This window comes from Acinetobacter sp. neg1 (assembly GCF_000788125.1).
GTDB classification, from domain to species: Bacteria; Pseudomonadota; Gammaproteobacteria; order Pseudomonadales; family Moraxellaceae; genus Acinetobacter; species Acinetobacter vivianii.
The window spans coordinates 79,381-97,727 of sequence record NZ_JSZD01000016.1; the positions used below are offsets into that span (position 1 = coordinate 79,381).

At 43.6% G+C, this 18,347-nt stretch carries 21 protein-coding genes, 2 tRNA genes and 1 riboswitch; of the genes, 9 read left to right on the forward strand and 14 right to left on the reverse strand.

Annotation, left to right across the window (positions count from 1 at the left end; all coding sequences use genetic code 11):
• Positions 1-99: 99 nt before the first annotated feature.
• The 3 genes from PJ15_RS12530 to PJ15_RS12540 all read left to right on the forward strand — a co-directional run bounded on the left by PJ15_RS12530 (position 100) and on the right by PJ15_RS12540 (position 2,386).
• On the forward strand, positions 100-1,941 hold the full coding sequence (locus tag PJ15_RS12530) for a long-chain-acyl-CoA synthetase (protein WP_047431307.1): 1,842 nt from the start codon (positions 100-102) through the stop codon (positions 1,939-1,941).
• A gap of 173 nt (positions 1,942-2,114) precedes the next feature.
• Positions 2,115-2,190 (forward strand) — tRNA-Lys (locus PJ15_RS12535).
• Between the two features lie 120 nt (positions 2,191-2,310).
• Positions 2,311-2,386, forward strand: a tRNA-Lys gene (locus tag PJ15_RS12540).
• A 124-nt stretch (positions 2,387-2,510) separates the two neighbouring features.
• Here the strand turns inward: PJ15_RS12540 and hemW are convergent.
• On the reverse strand, positions 2,511-3,665 hold the full coding sequence (gene hemW / locus PJ15_RS12545) for a radical SAM family heme chaperone HemW (RefSeq protein WP_047431310.1): 1,155 nt from the start codon (positions 3,663-3,665) through the stop codon (positions 2,511-2,513).
• Between the two features lie 114 nt (positions 3,666-3,779).
• Here hemW and PJ15_RS12550 point away from each other — a divergent pair, with 114 nt between their 5' ends.
• From PJ15_RS12550 to PJ15_RS12565, 4 genes are all read left to right on the forward strand, one after another.
• Complete coding sequence (locus PJ15_RS12550; RefSeq protein ID WP_004774211.1) at positions 3,780-4,241, forward strand: DMT family transporter; 462 nt, start codon at positions 3,780-3,782, stop codon at positions 4,239-4,241.
• Positions 4,242-4,271: 30 nt separating this feature from the next.
• Positions 4,272-5,630 (forward strand): MATE family efflux transporter, encoded by a 1,359-nt coding sequence (locus tag PJ15_RS12555; RefSeq protein ID WP_047431313.1) that lies wholly within the window; start codon positions 4,272-4,274, stop codon positions 5,628-5,630.
• 260 nt (positions 5,631-5,890) lie between these two features.
• Positions 5,891-7,183, forward strand: a complete 1,293-nt coding sequence (locus PJ15_RS12560; RefSeq protein WP_047431315.1) for an ABC1 kinase family protein — start codon at positions 5,891-5,893, stop codon at positions 7,181-7,183.
• A gap of 151 nt (positions 7,184-7,334) precedes the next feature.
• Positions 7,335-7,589, forward strand: coding sequence for a type B 50S ribosomal protein L31 (locus tag PJ15_RS12565; protein WP_004774205.1), 255 nt, complete (start codon positions 7,335-7,337; stop codon positions 7,587-7,589).
• A gap of 97 nt (positions 7,590-7,686) precedes the next feature.
• Here the strand turns inward: PJ15_RS12565 and PJ15_RS12570 are convergent, their stop codons facing one another.
• Both PJ15_RS12570 and crcB read right to left on the reverse strand, forming a co-directional pair.
• Positions 7,687-8,016 carry a DUF190 domain-containing protein gene (locus PJ15_RS12570; protein ID WP_047431318.1) on the reverse strand — a complete coding sequence of 110 codons (330 nt, stop codon included), beginning with the start codon at positions 8,014-8,016 and terminating at the stop codon, positions 7,687-7,689.
• A 15-nt stretch (positions 8,017-8,031) separates the two neighbouring features.
• Complete coding sequence (crcB, locus tag PJ15_RS12575) at positions 8,032-8,412, reverse strand: fluoride efflux transporter CrcB (protein ID WP_004774202.1); 381 nt, start codon at positions 8,410-8,412, stop codon at positions 8,032-8,034.
• 133 nt (positions 8,413-8,545) lie between these two features.
• A riboswitch (Fluoride riboswitch) is annotated at positions 8,546-8,612 on the reverse strand.
• Between the two features lie 284 nt (positions 8,613-8,896).
• Between crcB and PJ15_RS12580 the strand changes: the two genes are divergently transcribed.
• Positions 8,897-9,229 (forward strand): HopJ type III effector protein, encoded by a 333-nt coding sequence (locus PJ15_RS12580; RefSeq protein ID WP_009514235.1) that lies wholly within the window; start codon positions 8,897-8,899, stop codon positions 9,227-9,229.
• Positions 9,230-9,245: 16 nt separating this feature from the next.
• On the opposite strand, the gene PJ15_RS12585 is transcribed toward PJ15_RS12580, so the two are convergent.
• From PJ15_RS12585 to PJ15_RS12605, 5 genes are all read right to left on the reverse strand, one after another.
• Positions 9,246-9,887: a flavin reductase family protein gene (locus tag PJ15_RS12585; protein WP_047431321.1), complete on the reverse strand. Its 642-nt coding sequence runs from the start codon at positions 9,885-9,887 to the stop codon at positions 9,246-9,248.
• Positions 9,888-9,905: 18 nt separating this feature from the next.
• On the reverse strand, positions 9,906-10,316 hold the full coding sequence (locus tag PJ15_RS12590; RefSeq protein WP_047431324.1) for a GFA family protein: 411 nt from the start codon (positions 10,314-10,316) through the stop codon (positions 9,906-9,908).
• A 78-nt stretch (positions 10,317-10,394) separates the two neighbouring features.
• Entirely contained in the window at positions 10,395-11,657 is a 1,263-nt protein-coding gene (gene dctA / locus PJ15_RS12595) for a C4-dicarboxylate transporter DctA (RefSeq protein ID WP_047431327.1), read from the reverse strand.
• 118 nt (positions 11,658-11,775) lie between these two features.
• A complete protein-coding gene (locus PJ15_RS12600) occupies positions 11,776-12,978 on the reverse strand; it encodes a TIGR03862 family flavoprotein (RefSeq protein ID WP_047431330.1) in 1,203 nt (400 codons plus the stop codon).
• On the reverse strand, positions 12,971-13,615 hold the full coding sequence (locus PJ15_RS12605) for an SAM-dependent methyltransferase (protein WP_047431333.1): 645 nt from the start codon (positions 13,613-13,615) through the stop codon (positions 12,971-12,973). The genes PJ15_RS12600 and PJ15_RS12605 overlap by 8 nt, the downstream gene beginning before the upstream one ends.
• Before the next feature lie 91 nt (positions 13,616-13,706).
• Here PJ15_RS12605 and PJ15_RS12610 point away from each other — a divergent pair, with 91 nt between their 5' ends.
• The gene (locus PJ15_RS12610; RefSeq protein WP_004774191.1) at positions 13,707-13,898 is read left to right on the forward strand and encodes a DNA gyrase inhibitor YacG; all 192 of its coding nucleotides are present in this window, start codon (positions 13,707-13,709) and stop codon (positions 13,896-13,898) included.
• Between the two features lie 18 nt (positions 13,899-13,916).
• Here PJ15_RS12610 and PJ15_RS12615 read toward each other — a convergent pair whose 3' ends face one another.
• The 6 genes from PJ15_RS12615 to pqqA all read right to left on the reverse strand — a co-directional run bounded on the left by PJ15_RS12615 (position 13,917) and on the right by pqqA (position 18,242).
• Positions 13,917-14,978 (reverse strand): dipeptidase, encoded by a 1,062-nt coding sequence (locus PJ15_RS12615; RefSeq protein WP_047431336.1) that lies wholly within the window; start codon positions 14,976-14,978, stop codon positions 13,917-13,919.
• On the reverse strand, positions 14,975-16,138 hold the full coding sequence (pqqE, locus tag PJ15_RS12620) for a pyrroloquinoline quinone biosynthesis protein PqqE (RefSeq protein ID WP_047431339.1): 1,164 nt from the start codon (positions 16,136-16,138) through the stop codon (positions 14,975-14,977). Before pqqE ends, PJ15_RS12615 begins: the two co-directional genes overlap by 4 nt.
• The gene (gene pqqD / locus PJ15_RS12625) at positions 16,135-16,419 is read right to left on the reverse strand and encodes a pyrroloquinoline quinone biosynthesis peptide chaperone PqqD (protein WP_047431342.1); all 285 of its coding nucleotides are present in this window, start codon (positions 16,417-16,419) and stop codon (positions 16,135-16,137) included. Before pqqD ends, pqqE begins: the two co-directional genes overlap by 4 nt.
• Entirely contained in the window at positions 16,412-17,170 is a 759-nt protein-coding gene (pqqC, locus tag PJ15_RS12630; protein ID WP_155757675.1) for a pyrroloquinoline-quinone synthase PqqC, read from the reverse strand. Before pqqC ends, pqqD begins: the two co-directional genes overlap by 8 nt.
• Positions 17,171-17,181: 11 nt before the next feature.
• Positions 17,182-18,093 carry a pyrroloquinoline quinone biosynthesis protein PqqB gene (pqqB, locus tag PJ15_RS12635; RefSeq protein WP_047431345.1) on the reverse strand — a complete coding sequence of 304 codons (912 nt, stop codon included), beginning with the start codon at positions 18,091-18,093 and terminating at the stop codon, positions 17,182-17,184.
• A 74-nt stretch (positions 18,094-18,167) separates the two neighbouring features.
• Positions 18,168-18,242 (reverse strand): pyrroloquinoline quinone precursor peptide PqqA, encoded by a 75-nt coding sequence (gene pqqA, locus PJ15_RS18425; protein ID WP_009514286.1) that lies wholly within the window; start codon positions 18,240-18,242, stop codon positions 18,168-18,170.
• Positions 18,243-18,347 lie beyond the last annotated feature (105 nt).

Sequence of the window (18,347 nt, forward strand, 5' to 3'; positions counted from 1 at the left end):
GACTTACCATTACAAAACAGCATCAACGACAATGGTGTGAATGGTTGTGTTCTTACGGATAGCCATTTTTGGATTGATCGAAAAATAAACAGGATTAATATGAGCCAAACTACGCAGACCGATATTATTACTCTTGGTGATGTCGCTACTCGACTTCCAAACTTCATTACTAAAGTACCTCATATCCTTAATGGTCTTAAACAGGCATATTTACGTACGCCATCTTCTCCCGCTGGTTTAGGTATTGCCTTTGAAAAAGCAGTCAAGCGTAACCCTCAAGGCATCGCACTGTTATTTGAAGATCAAAGCTATAGTTATCAGGCCTTAAATGAATGGGCAAACCAGATTGCACATTACTATTTATCTCTGGGTGCAAAAAAAGGTGATGTGATTGCAGTGATGGTTGAGAACCGTCCTGAATTGATTGCCAGCATTGTTGCTTTAGCAAAAATCGGGGTCACCATTGCGCTTGTAAATACCTCTCAAGTCGGTAAAGTACTCGCGCATAGTATTAATCTGGTCAATCCAATAGCAGTAATTGCTGGTGAAGAAGTTCGTGCTGCAATCGACGAAGCACGTCAGGATTTAAAAGTTGCTCAGGACCGTTTCCACTGGTTTGCTGATCAGGAAACCCGTAAAAATGCAGGTGTAGCACCAGAAGGCTACATCAATCTAGCGCTACAAATTGACCAGTTCCCGAAATTTAATCCATCCACCACACGTACCGTGACGGGTAAAGATGGCTTGTTCTATATCTACACCTCAGGCACCACTGGTTTGCCAAAAGCCGTGATTTTTACGCATAGCCGCTGGACACTTGCTTATGGTACCTATGGTCATATTCTCAATCTTGGCAAAGATGATGTGATGTATGTCACCCTACCGCTTTACCATGCAACAGGTGTGGTGGTGTGCTGGTGTGGCGTGATTGCAGGCAGTGCAACGCTTGCGGTACGTCGTAAATATTCAACCAGTGCCTTCTGGAAAGATGTACAGAAATTCAATGCTTCTGCGATTGGTTACGTCGGTGAACTTTGCCGCTACCTGATTGATGCACCTGCAACAGAACTGGATCGTGCGCATCGTGTCACCAAAATGATTGGTAATGGCATGCGTCCAAATATCTGGGGTAAATTTAAAGAGCGTTTTGGTGTTGAAGAAGTCCTTGAACTCTATGCTTCAAGCGAAGGTAATGTCGGTTTCAGCAATATCTTTAACTTTGACAATACCGTCGGCTTCTCTCCTACGCCTTATGCCATTGTTGAATTTGACAAAGAAAAGAACGAACTGGTACGCGACAAAAAAGGCTATTGCAAGAAAGTCAAAACTGGTGAAGTTGGCTTACTGATTGGTAAGATCACCAGTCGCTCGCCTTTCGATGGTTATACCGACCCTGAAAAGAACAAATCTGTGATTATGAAAGATGTGTTTACCCAAGGTGACTCATACTTCAATACAGGCGACTTGGTCCGTGATATCGGCTTCCGTCATGCACAGTTTGTGGATCGTCTAGGCGACACATTCCGCTGGAAAGGTGAAAACGTTTCGACCACCGAAGTTGAAAACATGGTGTGCGAGTATGAAAAAATTGCAGAAGCAGTGGTATACGGCGTAGAAATTCCAAATACCAACGGCCGTGCTGGCATGGCAGCCATTACCTTGGTGGATGGTGTCGAGCTGAATGATGCAGATTTAAGCGAAATGGTGAACGTATTTAAAAAATGTTTACCTTCATATGCCATTCCTGTGTTTTTACGCGTACAGGAAAAGGTCGAAACCACAGGTACATTTAAATACCAGAAGAATAAATTGAAAGAAGACTCGTTCAATCCAAGCAAAACTTCTGAACGTTTATTGGTTTTATTACCTGGTGCAAGCAGCTATTGTGATGTAAATACTGAGATCTTTGACAATATTCAAAGCTATCAATACCGTTTCTAGTTTATTTTTTAGCTAAATAAGAGGAAATCGTGCTTTTTATAAACAATCATGCACATGTTTTTAAATTTCCTCTTGTGTTAGCTGAATAACTTGCTAGAATACGCAACATCAAAACGAAGACGCATTTAGAACAAATTAGTTTTTCTTGCGAAGCTTGTTGAAACACTTGCTTAGGGTCGTTAGCTCAGTTGGTAGAGCAGCGGACTTTTAATCCGTTGGTCCCGCGTTCGAGTCGCGGACGACCCACCATCTAATGTTTTGAGAGTTTGTAAAATGTATTTTACAAACGCCTGTAAGAGGTTAAGCTACAGAAAATCATAGATTTTCTCTTGCACTCAGGTAAAACGTTGTTTTACTTATCCTCGCTCAGGGTCGTTAGCTCAGTTGGTAGAGCAGCGGACTTTTAATCCGTTGGTCCCGCGTTCGAGTCGCGGACGACCCACCAGATTCTAAAAAGCCTCATCATTTGATGAGGCTTTTTTATTTTGTCTTCGATATTTTTCCAAATGATGACAAAACCAAAATCTGTGCTTTAAGCTTCCCTGCTCAAAGCACACATACTTTTTACATTATAAAAATTTTTCTAGCACCGAATTTAAAAAGATATGCCCCTGCTCGGTACAGGCAATTCGCCCCTCATCAGCAACGAGGAGTTTTTTCTCACGCAACTGATGCAATGTCTCATTCAAATCTTCCAAGGCAAGTCCTGTACGCTGCGTATAAGACTCAGTCGCCACACCTTCATTTAAACGCAATGCGTTCATCATAAATTCGAAAGGCAGTTCCTCTGCTTCAATACGTTTCATTTGCACATGTTCAGCAGGGACTTTAGCTAAATAATCTTTAGGTAAGCGGGTTTTCTGGAAACGATAGATTCCATCAGGACGCGTGACCTTGCCATGCGCACCAGCCCCAATCGCCAGATAATCACCAAATTGCCAATAATTCAGATTATGTGCCGATGGCTTTTCCTTTCGCCAAGCCGAAACTTCATAATTCACATAACCATTAGCCTTCAAATATGCCTCACCTTGCTCCTGAATATGCTCTAGAACTTCATCTTGGGGCAATACAGGCTGGGTTCGGAAGAAAACCGTGTTTGGCTCAATGGTCAGCTGATACCAGCTAATATGCGTCGCTCCGTGCTCTACAGCCAATCTAAGATCCGTTAAGGCCTGTTCTTCTGTTTGCTGAGGTAAACCGTGCATCAAGTCTACATTTACGCGCTCAAAGCCTGCTTGTCGTGCCTGCTGAATCGCATCTAGTGCATTATTGGCTGTATGAATCCGTCCTAAACGCTGTAAATGTTCAGGATCAAAACTTTGTACGCCCAAGGATAAGCGGTTGATCCCCGTAGCAAGATAATCCGCAAACGGGTCATGCTCAACGGTTCCCGGATTGGCTTCCAGCGTAATTTCACAATCTGGCTCAAACGCTAAACGCGTTTTCAACTGCTCAAATAACCATTGATACCCTTGTGCAGAGATCAGCGAAGGTGTTCCGCCACCAATAAAAACACTGTGAATCGATCGGCCTTGTGCCATTTCAACCTGAGTTTCAAAATCTGCCACCAGTGCAGCCAGATATTGCTGTTCCAGCTCTAACGACAATTGTCCATCAGGTACAGCATGCGAGTTAAAGTCACAATAAGGACATTTACGGACACACCACGGCATATGGATATACAAGGAAAGCGGAATATTTGCAGGGTTTAAATGGCTCAAGATAGCAGCTCAATGACAGAACCCCGCTATTTTAACATGACTCGCGCATTCGGCTTATCATCATCTACGTATTCAGTTAGACTGAGAACAACCAAGAACAATTAGACCGATAATATGATGAAAATTTCTAGCCAATTACTTTTTATTCTTCCCCTGACTTTAGGGATTGGCATTGCCATGGCCTTTCAGACCGCAATCAATACACAACTGCGAGAGTATCTGAACTCTCCCCTGCAAGCGGCTCTACTTTCTTTTTTTATTGGCACGATTGTGCTGGCGCTACTGGTCTGTTTTCAGAGTGCCAATAAGCCGAGTTTAAGTGAAATTTCACAAATTCCCTGGTTTCTATGGCTAGGTGGCTTTCTGGGGGTTTATGCGATTAGTTTGAGCATTTATACTGCACCCAAGCTCGGATTGTTAACGTTTTCAGGTTTGGTCATTTTCGGGCAACTGGTGATTTCGATGTTTATTGATCACTTTGGCTGGTTAGGTACAGAAAAAACACCGATTAACTGGCAACGTCTGCTCGGTAGTATTGTGATTTTTATTGGGGTGCTCCTCACCCTGCAACGCTGATTCCTCCTCATTTTAATAAGAGTATTTTTTGTGTCCCATGTCACAACCAAGCGGTTTGAACTCAAACAGCTATTCCATTTGATGTTTCCCATCCTGATTACCCAGTTTGCTCAAGCGGGTTTGGGTTTGATTGATACCATTATGGCAGGTCATCTTTCTGCGACAGATCTGGCAGCCATCGCAGTCGGTGTCGGGCTATGGATTCCAATTATGCTGTTATTTGCAGGCATCATGCTGGCAACGACCCCATTGGTCGCTGAAGCACGGGGCGCAAAAACACCAGAGAAAATACCGACCATTGCCCGTCAGTCTTTATGGGTCGCTGTGATTCTAGGCACTGTGGCAATGCTGATCCTGCAATGCATGCCTAGATTTTTGCCGTTGTTTGGCGTACCTGAAAGCTTATTACCCAAAGCCAGCCTGTTTCTTCATGCAATTGGCTTCGGTATGCCTGCGGTGATGATGTATGCCGCGTTACGAAGCTACTCCGAAGCCTTGGGACATCCACGTCCAGTCACCGCAATCAGCTTAATCGCCTTGCTGGTATTGATTCCGCTAAACTTTATGTTTATGTATGGCTTCGGGCCGATTCCAGCACTTGGCAGCGCAGGCTGTGGTTTTGCAACAGCCATCTTGCAATGGTTAATGTTCATTACACTGGCTGTCTATGTGTCAAAAGCCAAAGCCTATAAGCAGGCGCCTATTTTTACCAAATGGGAAAAAATTGATCCAGTCTGGATTAAACGAATTCTAAAACTTGGTTTACCGATTGGTCTGGCCGTTTTCTTTGAAGTCAGCATTTTTAGCACGGGCGCGATTGTGCTCAGCCCACTCGGTGAAAATGCGATTGCAGCACATCAAATTGCAATTTCAGTCACCTCTCAACTGTTTATGATTCCGCTTTCACTGGCGATTGCCTTAACGATTCGTGTTGGCATGTATTATGGCGAGCAGAACTGGCACGCAATGCGTCAGGTACAAACCGTGGGATTGATTAGCGCTACGATTTTTGCGGCTTTCACGATGACGCTGATTGTTCTGGCACGTCCTTATATCGTGGCAATCTACACCACAGATGTAGATGTAATTCCAGTGGCAATGTATCTACTCTGGTTTGCAATGGCTTATCAATTGATGGATGCATGGCAAGTGAGTGCGGCAGGTTGTCTACGAGGGATGCAGGACACGCAAGCACCGATGTGGATTACCTTAATGGCGTATTGGGTGATTGCCTTCCCGATTGGTTTATATCTCGCCCGCTATACCTCTTGGGGCGTGGCAGGTGTCTGGTTGGGTCTGATTATTGGCTTAAGCATTGCCTGTGTATTGCTGATCAGCCGTTTGTATTTAAACAATAAACGTTTGGCAAAACTGACGCTCACTTCCTAATGACAATCCATTTTTAACAACAAAAGTCATCAAAGGCGGCATGGACGCTGCCTGCGATTGATCCTCCCGTCATTACTTTCAAAAACATGATTTTTAGATCATGCACCATATAGCCAGTATAGTTTGCATGCATACAGTTGCTTATAGTAGCCCTCTTATACCTGCTTACATCACTTAACATTTTGTTATAGGCAATTTAAGTTTTGTCACCTATGATCAAGGTATTACTTTGAAACTGGATCGTATGAGGTCAAGTCCTTATGGCAAAACATGCAAGCTCTCCCAGTAAGCGTTTTCTAAAACTGGCTGGTATGACCGCAAGTATTGCCAGCAAAAGCGTGGCGAACTCTATCCGCAATCTCACCGCAGATGAAGAACAGAAAAATGCAGCGCGTAGCCAGCTGTTTCAGGATATCGGTCTACAGATTGCCGATACACTCGGAGAAATGAAAGGCGCAGTGATGAAAGTCGGGCAAATCGCCTCGCAATATAAAGATATTTTCCCGCCAGAAGTCGCCAAAGCCATTGCCAAGCTGCAACGTCAGGCTCCTGCAATGCCCTTTTCCGCGATTCAACAACAAGTGGAAAAAGAACTGGGTAAACCGTTAAACCAGATTTTTAACTCTTTTGAAACAGAACCTTTTGCTGCCGCATCAATCGGACAAGTCCATCGTGCAGTACTGCCAAATGGGCAAGCCGTTGTAGTAAAAGTGCAGTATCCGGGTGTAGATCAGGCCTGTGAAAGTGACTTAAAACAAGTACGTCTGGCTTTGCGATTGATGGGTGTATTAAAAATTGACAAGAAGCTACAAGATCAACTGTTTCAGGAAATTCAGGACAGCCTCTCAGCCGAATTAAATTACGAAATCGAGGCACAAAATCTGGAAGTATTTAAAACCTTCCATGAAAAGCTCGATCCTCAAGTGATCATCCCAACCGTTTATAAAGACTATTCATCTCGTCGCGTACTGACCCTAAGTCTGGAACAAGGTGAATCGATCGAAACAGCAAGTACATGGTCAGTTGATACGCGTAATCAGATTGGACGTCGCCTGATTCGTGCCTTGGGACAGGAAATGTTTTTCTTAAAACGCTTCCACTGCGACCCGCACCCGGGTAACTTTGCTTTCCGTGAAGATGGCAGTGTGATTATTTATGACTACGGTAGTGTCAAAACCTTATCGCCTGAAATCGTTCAGCACTTTAAGGCACTGGTCAATGCCGCTCGTCAGGAAAATATTACCCAAGTTGAAGACTTATTGGCAGAACTGCATTCGATTGCCGAAAAACAGAAATTTCCAAGTGAGTTATATACGCAATGGATTGAAATTCTATTGCGCCCATTAACGACCAATTATGATTTTGCAGAAAACTCATCACATCATGATGGCATGTTGCTGGTGAAAAAATCGCTTAAATACTGGGATGTCTTTAAACCGTCACCAGATACGCTCATGGTTAACCGAACTATTTCTGGACATTACTGGAACCTGATTCATCTCAAAGTGCATGACAATCTCAATGATTTATTTGAAGAATTAGTTCCAAATTAGTCTATCTGATACCCTCTTATCTTGTTGCAACAAGTCAGAGGGCTCTATCTACTTTGATCAATTTCTATATATAACTGACTTGAAAAGACATGAATTGACTTCATATATTGTTATGTTATAACATTTCTATTAACAATAGGAGTCATTCAAAATGCGTAAAGATATCCATCCTGCTTATCAACAAGTCTTGTTCCACGATACCAATGCCGATGCTTACTTCTTAATTGGTAGCACCCTGCAAACCAAACAGACCAAGGAATATCAAGGCAAAGTTTATCCCTACGTGACGCTTGATATTTCAAGTGCATCGCATCCGTTTTATACCGGTGAGCAACGTCAGGCCAGCAATGAAGGTCGTGTTGCAAGCTTTAACAAACGCTTTGCACGTTTTAACCGCAAAGGTTAATTTTCATTTAAGTTTCACCTATTAAGCTGAAAGCATTAGAAGTCTAAGGTTAACTCTCCTCCACTTAGACTTCTTTTTTTATGTCTTGATTCCAGCCTTAGGAATCTGTCTTTTGCTGTCCCACCACACCAAACTCAATCGGTGTTTTCACATAGAATAGTGAAATCTCTTTAGCATTGAGATAGCTCAATAATTCAGTCGCCTGTTGCTCTGTTACCGCAAATTGAATCTGCACAGGTCGATCCGCCAATTCAAAGAAACTGGCAGAATGAAATAGGCCTTGATGGTCAACACCTTCCAGTCCAGCCAATACCGTCGCGCCACGTAAATTCATCTGTTTGGCAACGGCCAATAGCCATTCACTGATCGGCTGTCCCTGATAGGAACGATTTTGTGCGGTATAAAAGGTAATTAAAAATCCATTCATTACGATGACTCCCAATTATGCAGCACTGAGCCATTGATGCAGGCTCATTCCCAGAATAGTAAACAATAGCGATCCAACCACATGAATCACGATCGCTGCACAGGCATAGCCCAATTTACCACTTTGTAATAAGGCAATAATCTCGGCAGAAAAAGTCGAAAATGTTGTGAGTGCGCCACAAAAGCCTGTAATCACAAACAATTTATAATTGGGACTGAGTGAACTTTGAGAAAAATATGAAATGGCAAAACCAATAATAAAGCCACCGACAAAGTTGACCGTGACTGTACCCAAGGGAATATTCGGGAAAATAGGATTGAGTTTTAAGCCCAGAAACCAGCGCAACCATGCACCTAATACCGAGCCTAAAGCAATCGAAAGTAATGGATAGTACATGATTTACTCCAAGAACAGAGTTGGAGCGAAAGAATGATGAGACATGGATGTATAGCAATTATTCTGAAGATTTTTCATGGGCGAACTCCAAAAATGGGAACAGAGCACGCATGAACCTACGTCCCCTGTTCAGGGTAACGTAGGCATCATTAGCCATTTTGGCGGTTTGTAATAGGAGGAATGCCATCTCCTTTGCTCTAAAATAACATATTTTTTAGGCAACTCAATCGCTCTTTTTAAGCAGAATCGCACTGTGTATAAACATAAAGTTATCCACAATTCAGCCAGATATTGCTAAAACTTTTCCCCAGCCACATCAAAATTTCAGGCGAGTGCGACAAAAACAAAGGCTTGTGCCTATACATTATTCATCAATACATAAATGACGACTTTGAACATAAACGGCGAATACACCAACGACTTCTCTTCTGCATTTTCAATGTTATGATGCTGCTATTGATTCAATCAACATGGAATTTTAGACATGACTCAAAGCTTATTGGCACAACTTAAAGATGGCTCGGCAAAGTTTGCAGATGTATTGGCATTTATCGAAGCGCGTTATCAACATACCCCAACTGCATTTCAAAACGGCGCGCAATCAAATGCTGCGACTGAAAACCAAGGCAGTGCCAAAGTACTCAGCTTTGCTAAAATTGAAGGCTTAAATCAAGCGGACACACTCAGTTTATTTGCAGAACATTATGCCTCTGTGTTGGCAACGCCTGAAGCAACAGACCATCAAAATATCCGTCAGTTTATGCAAAATGGCTGGGATGGGGTCAAGTTTGAAGGTGAGGCTTTAACAGCCAAATAATAGAAAAAGGAGGTAGTTAACCTCCTTTTTTATGCTCATCTGTTGTGGATGACACGATTGGTCGGGCAAGTTTTCGTAGATCGGTGGTTAAACTATAAAAATCGCCACCCATTTTGCCAACACTATCCAGTTGTTGCTGGTCGATCATCTGTCCATCCCAAAGTCGATCATCGACATAGATTGATTTCACATCCAGCAAAGCCACCGTACCACCCGATGGAAGCGTACTCAGTTGCAGAACCTCTCTTAACTTACATTCATAACGAATCGGTGCATGTTTGACAGATAACGCGTCCACCGAATGGCTTGGCTCAGACTCAATCTCGGCAAACTCAAATTCGCTTTGCGCTGGAGGCAATAAAGCACAGGATAAATTCATCTTTTCCAGCAATTGTGAATTCACGATATGCACCACGCACTCTCGTGTATCCATCAGATTGCGAATGGTATCTTTGTCTTGCCCATTTCTGGGGTTGACCTGTGAATACCATAAAATAGGAGGATTACAGCTGGCAACGTTAAAAAAGGAATAAGGTGCAATATTGGCGACACCCTCTTTGGAGAGAGTACTAATCCAGGCAATCGGTCGAGGCGAAATTCCACCGACCAATAAACGATAGATATCATTTGCTTCTAACGCTGAGGTCTCAAAAATCATTGTAAAGATACATCCGATTTAAGGACGTTCAGCATATTGAGGTAAATCATCCGCAATACAATCCCACTCTGCTTTGGAAGCAGCGAAGATATGCATGCTTGGCTTTTGCTGTAATGGTGTATCCAGAGTTCCAATTCTTAAACGATAAAGCTCAGGCTGTGCATCCCGTGAACTGACCAGTGGAGAACCACATTCACCACAGAACCAGCGATATACACCAGATGCAGCAAACTTTTTAACTAGCGCTTCACCTTGTACAATTTTAAATGCTGTACTGCTTACGGGTGCATTGGTGGCATAGGCCGTACCATTAGCTTTGCGGCAACGCTGGCAATGGCATTGTACGATCTCGCCGATTTCACCATGAATCTCATAATGAATTCCATTACATAAACAACTGCCACGATACACGGGTGAAGCTTGAGACATTGGTCATTCCTTGGATGATTTTTCCACTAAAAATATAGGCTAGATCTTGTCACCATGCAAATTACAAATCCTATTTATTCAGACTTTTTGGTCTAATACTTTTTGAGCATGGGCAAGATCGATATCCTTTTCCCAATGCGCAATTGCAACCGTCGCCACACAATTGCCGATCAAGTTTGTGCAAGCACGTACAATTCCAATGAACCAATCCACTGACAACAATAAAACCAAACCAATGGTCGGAAGACTTGGAATGACAGATAAAGTCGCCGCCAAAATAACTAAAGCTGAACCAGGAATACCGTGCGCACCTTTTGAAGTCACTAAAGAAACCAGTAGAATTGCGAGTAGATCATGCATGGATAAATCAATATTGCAGGCTTGTGCAATAAAGATGACTCCGAGGGTTAAGTAAATAGAAAATCCATCCAGATTAAAAGAATAACCCGTAGGAATTACCAAGCCGACCGTCGAATCCTGAATGCCTAAATTTTTCAACTTTTTCATGATCTGTGGCAATACAGAATCAGAAGATGCTGTTCCCAATACGATGGAAAGCTCAGCTTTAAAATAATTGAGAAATTTGAATATATTTAAACCTGCAACTTTCAGGATTCCACCTAAAACAATCAGCACGAATAGAGTACACGTCACATAAAATAACAAGACTAAATAACCAAGCTGGATCAGCGAATCCACTCCAAATTTTGCAGTGGTGTACGCAACCGAACCGAACACCCCGATTGGAGCCAGACGGATAATCAAAGCCATCATTTTAAAAAACACTTCAGAAAATGCTTCAATTGCCTTGCAAACCAGTTCTGCTAAATGTTTTGGGATCAGTAGTAAGGCGACACCAAATAAAATCGCAATCAACAGAACCTGTAAAATATCACCACGGGCAAACGCATCTATAAATGTTTTAGGAATAATATGGAGTAAAAAATCTGATCCCGAACTGATGCTATGTGCACGTTCGGTATAAATATTTAAATCTTTACCATCTAGCTTGGTGATATCAATATTCATCCCGACACCTGGTTTGAATACATAGGCAACCACAATCCCCAAGATCAGTGCAATACTGGTGACCACTTCAAAATATAAAATTGTTTTTGCACCAACCTTTCCCATTTTTTTAATGTCATTTGCGCCATAGATTCCCAGAACGACCACACAGAAAACAATAGGCGCAATCAACATCTTGATCAGCGCAATAAAGCCATCCCCGAATGGTTTTAAAGCTAAAGAAAAATCGTGAAAGCTAACCCCAATAACAATACCGAGAATTAATGCAAAAACAACTTGAGCAAATAGGCTGGACTTGAACTTTTGCAACATTGAACATTCATCAATAAAAAGATAAATATCAACACTGCAAAAAACTCGCCAATAGCTAAGAATAAGGTGATTTAGAACATGAAAAATACAGAAATTTTAAATAACGCTTTTAAAAACATTATCTTGTCGGGGCACACTCTAATCGATCATGTACACCCTCTCCAGCGGCTCGCCCAGTTGCGAAGCAAGCTGTCAGCAAATAGCCACCCGTTGGTGCATCCCAATCGAGCATTTCACCACAGCAAAATACATAAGGGTTCGAGTGTAATTGAAGTTGTGGAGATAACACCTCTTGCTTCACCCCACCCGCACAACTAATAGCTTCTTCAATCGGGCGAAAGCCTGCCAAAGGAATACGAAGCTGTTTGATCTGCTGTGCCATTTGCTTGGCATCTGACCATAAGCTTTTTTCGACGATTTCCCGCAGCAGATTAATTTTGACATTGTCCAATCCTGCTTTACGCCAAAGATTGGTTAAAGACTGTTTTTTATTCGCCTGTAATTTCTTTTCTAATTGCTCAACGCTGACATCTGGCAGTAGGTCTAGCTGGAATTGTAGAGCTTGCTGTTGGGCAAGCTGTGCTCTGAGATCACGACCCAATTTATAAATCACACCACTCTCAAAACCATAACGGGTAATGATGATATCGCCATGCGTTTGCTGTTCAGGCCATACCCATGCATTGACGCGTTTTAAAGGCTGACCGAAACATTCTTGCATAAACGGCGACCATGTTTTCAAAACACCAGCATTGCTGGCCTGAAAAGGCGCGATTTCATTTTTTGAGAGCCATTGTTGCCACGCACCATCACTGCCCAATTGCGACCATGACACCGCGCCACAGGCCAGTACAATCGCATCATAACTGGCACTAAAACGTTGCGTCTGATTTTCCAGAGTGAGTTGATTATTGGATAAATCTACACAACGATGGCGATAATGAAATTTTACGCCAGCATTCATCAAACGCTTTAACCATGCACGGAGTAACGGCGCTGCTTTCATTTCTACGGGAAAGACACGTCCCGAACTGCCGATATAGGATGCAATCCCCAGACCTTGCATCCAGTTCTGAATCCATTGTGCATCCCATTGCTTGACCCAAGGTCCCAACCATTGTGTCTGGTCATAACGCTGGATAAAAGTCTCAACAGGCTCAGCATGGGAAATGTTTAAACCTGTTTTACCTGCCATTAAAAACTTACGTGCAGCCGACGGTTTCTGCTCAAACACGTCAATTTCATAATCATATTGACTCAGCACCTCAGCAGCCATCAAACCGGCTGGGCCTGCCCCAATAATGGCAACACGCTTAGGCATCGCGGTTCTCTTGGGTATTTTGACCTTGCAACGGTGCAAAATCATCAAAACGGGTTGCGTAACCTTCTGGCTTGCGAATGATCAATTGCTGGCAAAGTTCGCCACGTTCCAAATATTTGATTTCAAAATGCGTTCGAGCTGAATCCGCTGCAATTTTTTGTTTTTCATAAGGTAATTTCCATACTTCAATCAGTTGTTGCTCTGCTTCATCAATATATTCTGGAATATTACTGGCTAAGGTAATGGTTCCATCTGGCTGAAGGCGAGAAAGCAGGAATTCGAAAAATGGCATATTGAGCCAGCGCTGCGCTGGATTATGTGGTTCTGGATTTGGATAAAGAATAAAAAATTGTTGTACTTGTGCCGGAAACAAGGCATGCACGACCCAAGGCAAAGCATCGGCATGAACAGGATTTAAATATTCCCGAGCTTCCAGCTGATGCTGTTTTTGCATCGCCAAAAATTTTTCTTTGGTTCGCTCAATTGCATACAACGTGGTTTGCGGGTTTTGTCCCGTAAATAACAAGGCATGTTTGCCTTTTCCAGCACCAATTTCCACACAAATCGGGGTGTTAGAAATGGCCTTAAAATCGCGAGGGGCTTGCATACGTTGTGCTTGAAATTGACGAATCGACATAATCTCATCAAACTATCTAGAAATCGGCATAAGTCTAACAAGTCACCTTACTTTTGCCTAATCTATTTAGTTTTTGTTTTAGGAATTTTCTATGCCACGTACATTTCCCTGCCCGCGTTGTGGTGAAACCAGCACTTGGGAAGGTAATGCGTTTCGTCCATTTTGCTCAGAACGTTGTAAGATGATTGATCTCGGTGCCTGGGCCAGTGATGAATACAAACTACCAACGCAAGATACACCACAAGCAGAGATGAAACGCCACGAAGATGATTATGAGGATTAATCATCTTCTACTCATGTGCTAAGTCCAGATTCGGTTCAACACATTGAGCCAGTTGCCCCAGCAGATTTTCTCAATCAATTCTTTTGAGTAATGGCGCTGTTGCATCGCAGCAATCAGTTGCGCTAAGCCCGTAACGTCTTGCAGTTCTGTACTGATCAGCGCGCCATCAAAATCTGAGCCGAAGCCAATATGGTCTTCTCCAAGACGATCCATCATATATTCCAGATGATCCAAAATCAGTTCAAGTGGCGTGTCCGCATTCCGCTGCCCATCAGCGCGTAAAAAGGCCACATCAAAATTGACCCCGACCATGCCTCCACTCTCAGCAATTGCCTTGAGTTGTGGATCAGTGAGATTACGTGCTTGGGGACATAAAGCGTGTGCATTGGAATGGGTGGCGACAATCGGTTGCTGCAAAATATCGACCGTGTCCCAAAATGCACGTTCATTCATATGCGATACGTCCACCACTATTTTCTTTTCAGCACAGCGTCTTAACAAGGCTTTACCCGCTATGGTCAGGCCTGCACCTGTGTCGGGTGAATGAGGAAAACGGGCATTTAAACCATGTCCAAACTGGCTCACCCTGTTCCATAAGGGGCCGATACTCCGCAACCCGGCCTGATAAAAAACATCGAGCAAATCAGGGTTGTCCTGTAAAGCTTCCGCCCCTTCCATGTGTAGCACCACAGCCAGTTGACCTTGAGTACGACAGTCTTGAATCTGTTGCACCGATGTACACAGTTGAATCTGCTCGGAAGCTTGCACCATCTGCTGTGCCAGCTCGAGTTGCGCCAGACAGATCTGCTCAATCTGCTGTTGAGTGAAATCTTCGGCATTTTTATCCACGAGCTTATCAGGATGATGTTGTTTCACATAGGTAAATGGCGGTAGAAAAATCGCAAACATGCCGCCTACAAATCCCGCCTGCTGACAGCGCTTTAAATCCAGTTGTCCTGGCAAATGTTCATGTATAAAAGCCTGTACGGGGTCCGCTTGATCGCTGAGCCATAATCGTGTCAGCAGATCATTATGACCATCGAAAACTGCAACTTTGTCGTGATTCAGGCCATGCGTCATGAGGAGGATTCACCCGTAATGCTTTGCACAGGAATTTTTTGCTGACGTGCCAATTGTTTTGAATTCTTGCTATTTCGAAATACCAGTTGCGCAAGAGATGAGGGCTGTTCACTGTCACGGCGTGCTTGTTCAATCAGATAATGATCGCTAGATTTACCACACACAGGATCGGCATTGGCAGCATCACCTGTGAGCATATAGGCCTGACAACGGCAGCCGCCAAAGTCGCGCTGTTTGTCTGGGCAACTACGGCAACTTTCTGGCATCCATGCATCGCCACGGAAATGGTTAAAACCAGTGGATGTGTACCAGATATCTGATAAAGATTGTTCACGAACATTCGGAAACGCAATCGGTAGCTGACGTGCTGCATGACATGGCAATGCCGTGCCATCAGGCGTCACCGTAAAGAAGATTTTACCCCAGCCATTCATACAGGCTTTTGGTCGTTCCTCATAATAATCAGGAACTACAAAGATCAACTTACAGGGATGATTCTGCTGGCGAAGTTTTTCTCGATAGACATTGGTTACCTGTTCGGCACGCGTCAACTGTTCTTGCGTAGGCAATAAACCCTGTCGGTTTAAAAAAGCCCAACCATAAAACTGACAGATTGCCAGTTCAACTGTATCGGCATTCAGCTCCAGACACAGCTCAATAATCTGTTCAATCTGGTCGATATTATGTCGATGAATCACGAAATTCAGCACCATCGGATAGTCATATTGCTTGACCAGACGGCACATTTCATATTTCTGTTCAAAGGCATGTTTTGAACCAGCCAAAGCATCATTCACCACAGGATCACTGGCCTGAAAACTGATCTGGATATGATCCAGTCCAGCCTGTTTGAGTTGAGCAATACGCTGCTCATTCAGACCCATTCCCGAGGTGATTAAGTTTGTATAAAAACCTTGCTGATGCGCATGCGCAACCAGTTGTTCCAGATCTTGCCGAACCAGCGGTTCACCGCCAGAAAAGCCCAGTTGCACCGCGCCCATCTGCCGTGCCTGATCAAAAACATCACACCATTCTTGCGTGCTCAGTTCATTTTTATGCTGGGCATAATCCAGAGGATTCGAACAGTAAGGACATTGTAAAGGACAACGATAGGTCAACTCTGCCAAAAGCCAGAGCGGTAAACCAACGCCTTCGGTCATCGCAAATCAATCCAGTATTGTTGCTGCGCAACGCGCATATAGTCGACCACATCCTGCTCGATTTCTGCAATGTTACCAAACTGCTGTTTCAACAAGGCCACAATGGCAGCAACATTCTGCTGTCCATTAATATGCTGTCCAATCGCTCCAGCACTGTCATTCAGCTTGATCATGCCTTCTGGATATAAGATCACAAAAGCATTTTGTGCAGGCTCAAACTGAAAGCGGTAACCTTGTCGCCAAGTCGGAATCAGGTTTAAATCAAATTCTGCATTAGTCACGAAATAACCCCTTATGCCAGACAGGTTGTGTGGTCACGGTATGATACGGCGCTTGCTCATGCACATAGGCCAAGGTCAGCGCATCCAGAATACTCCAAAGAATGTCCAGCTTGAATTGCAGAATTTCCAGCATACGCTGCTGCTGTTCATAGGTGGTAAATGAGTCCAGTGTAATATTCAAACCATGCTCCACATCGCGACGAGCCTGACTTAAACGCGAACGGAAATAGTCATACCCCTGATCATTAATCCACGGATAATGCTGCGGCCATGAATCAAGACGGGATTGGTGAATTTGTGGCGCAAATAATTCGGTCAATGAGCTGCTGGCTGCTTCACGCCATGTGGCACGGCGAGCAAAATTGACATAAGCATCCACGGCAAAACGCACGCCGGGTAACACCAATTCTTCTGAAATCACCTGCTCACGGGTCAGGCCAACGGCTTCGGCCAAACGTAACCATGCTTCGCGTCCACCCCCATCAGGATATTCGCCATCCTGATCAATCATCCGCTGAATCCATTCCTGACGCACACGCTGATCTGGGCAATTGGCCATGATCGCGGCATCTTTCAGTGGAATATTGATTTGATAATAATAACGATTGGCAACCCAAGCCTGTATTTGCTGCTGGGTGGCTTTACCCTCGTACATCATCACATGAAAAGGATGATAAATATGGTAATACTGCCCTTTATCCAGAATGGCCTGCTTAAACTGTTCGACACTTAATACATCAGCGCTTGGCATCATCATTTACCTCAAAGTTCAATCTGCATGCCATCAAAGGCGACTTCAACACCGTGGGCTTTAAGTTCAACACATTGAGCCGAGTTTTCATCTAAAATCGGATTGGTATTATTGATATGGATCAACACTTTTTTAGGGCGGCTGAGCTGATTCAGATAAGACAATGAACCACCCTCGCCACTAATATACAAATGCCCCATCTCACGTCCGGTTTTGCTGCCAACACCCGTGTTTTGCATTTCATCATCCGTCCAGAGCGTACCATCAATCATGACACAATCTGAATCACGCATGATCTGCATGATCTGCTCATCAATTTTTCCAAGACCCGGTGCATAGAACAACTGTTTTTGTGTTTTATGATCCCGAATGATCAATGCAATATTATCGCCCTCATGCGGATCGTGACGATGTGGTGAATACGGCGGTGCAGCACTTTGAATAATCAGTGGCATAAACTCCAGATCTTCAAAACCCGCAATCTTAAATGCCTGTTTAGGATCGATTTGCTGATATTGCAGACCGCCATTCCAGTGCTTCAACATATTAAATACAGGGAAACCTGTGGTCAGATCCTGATAGACCATATCGGTACACCAGACCTTGATTGGACAGCCTTCACGTAAAGTCAGCAGTCCAGTGGTGTGATCCAGCTGGCTGTCCATCAGGATCACATCACGAATACCGGTATCACGCAACTTACGGGCAGGCTGAGCTGCCTTAAAATCAAATAATTGCTGACGGATATCTGGCGAAGCATTGAGCAGCACCCAATCGATGCCATTTTCAGAAATCGCGATTGAGGATTGTGTGCGTGCCTTGGCCTGAATCGTACCCGTACGCACGCCATGACAATTTGGGCAATTACAATTCCACTGCGGAAAGCCCCCGCCAGCAGCCGAACCTAGAACATGAATATACATAGATTTAATTTCTTGTTAGAAAAAGATAAGCCCTAGGCATAACTAGGGCTTATCTTGAATTTGAATCGGAATGATTAACGTACTTCGAAGTACATGGTCACTTCAAAACCAATACGTACATCAGTAAAAGCAGGTTTAGTCCATTGCATGAAATCGTCTCCAATTGGTTTTCATCAGGTGAAATTAAGCAATTAGTTCAACATGAATAAAGCGTTTCACACCTGATTCTAAATAAAAATAATCGCTTTGTAGAC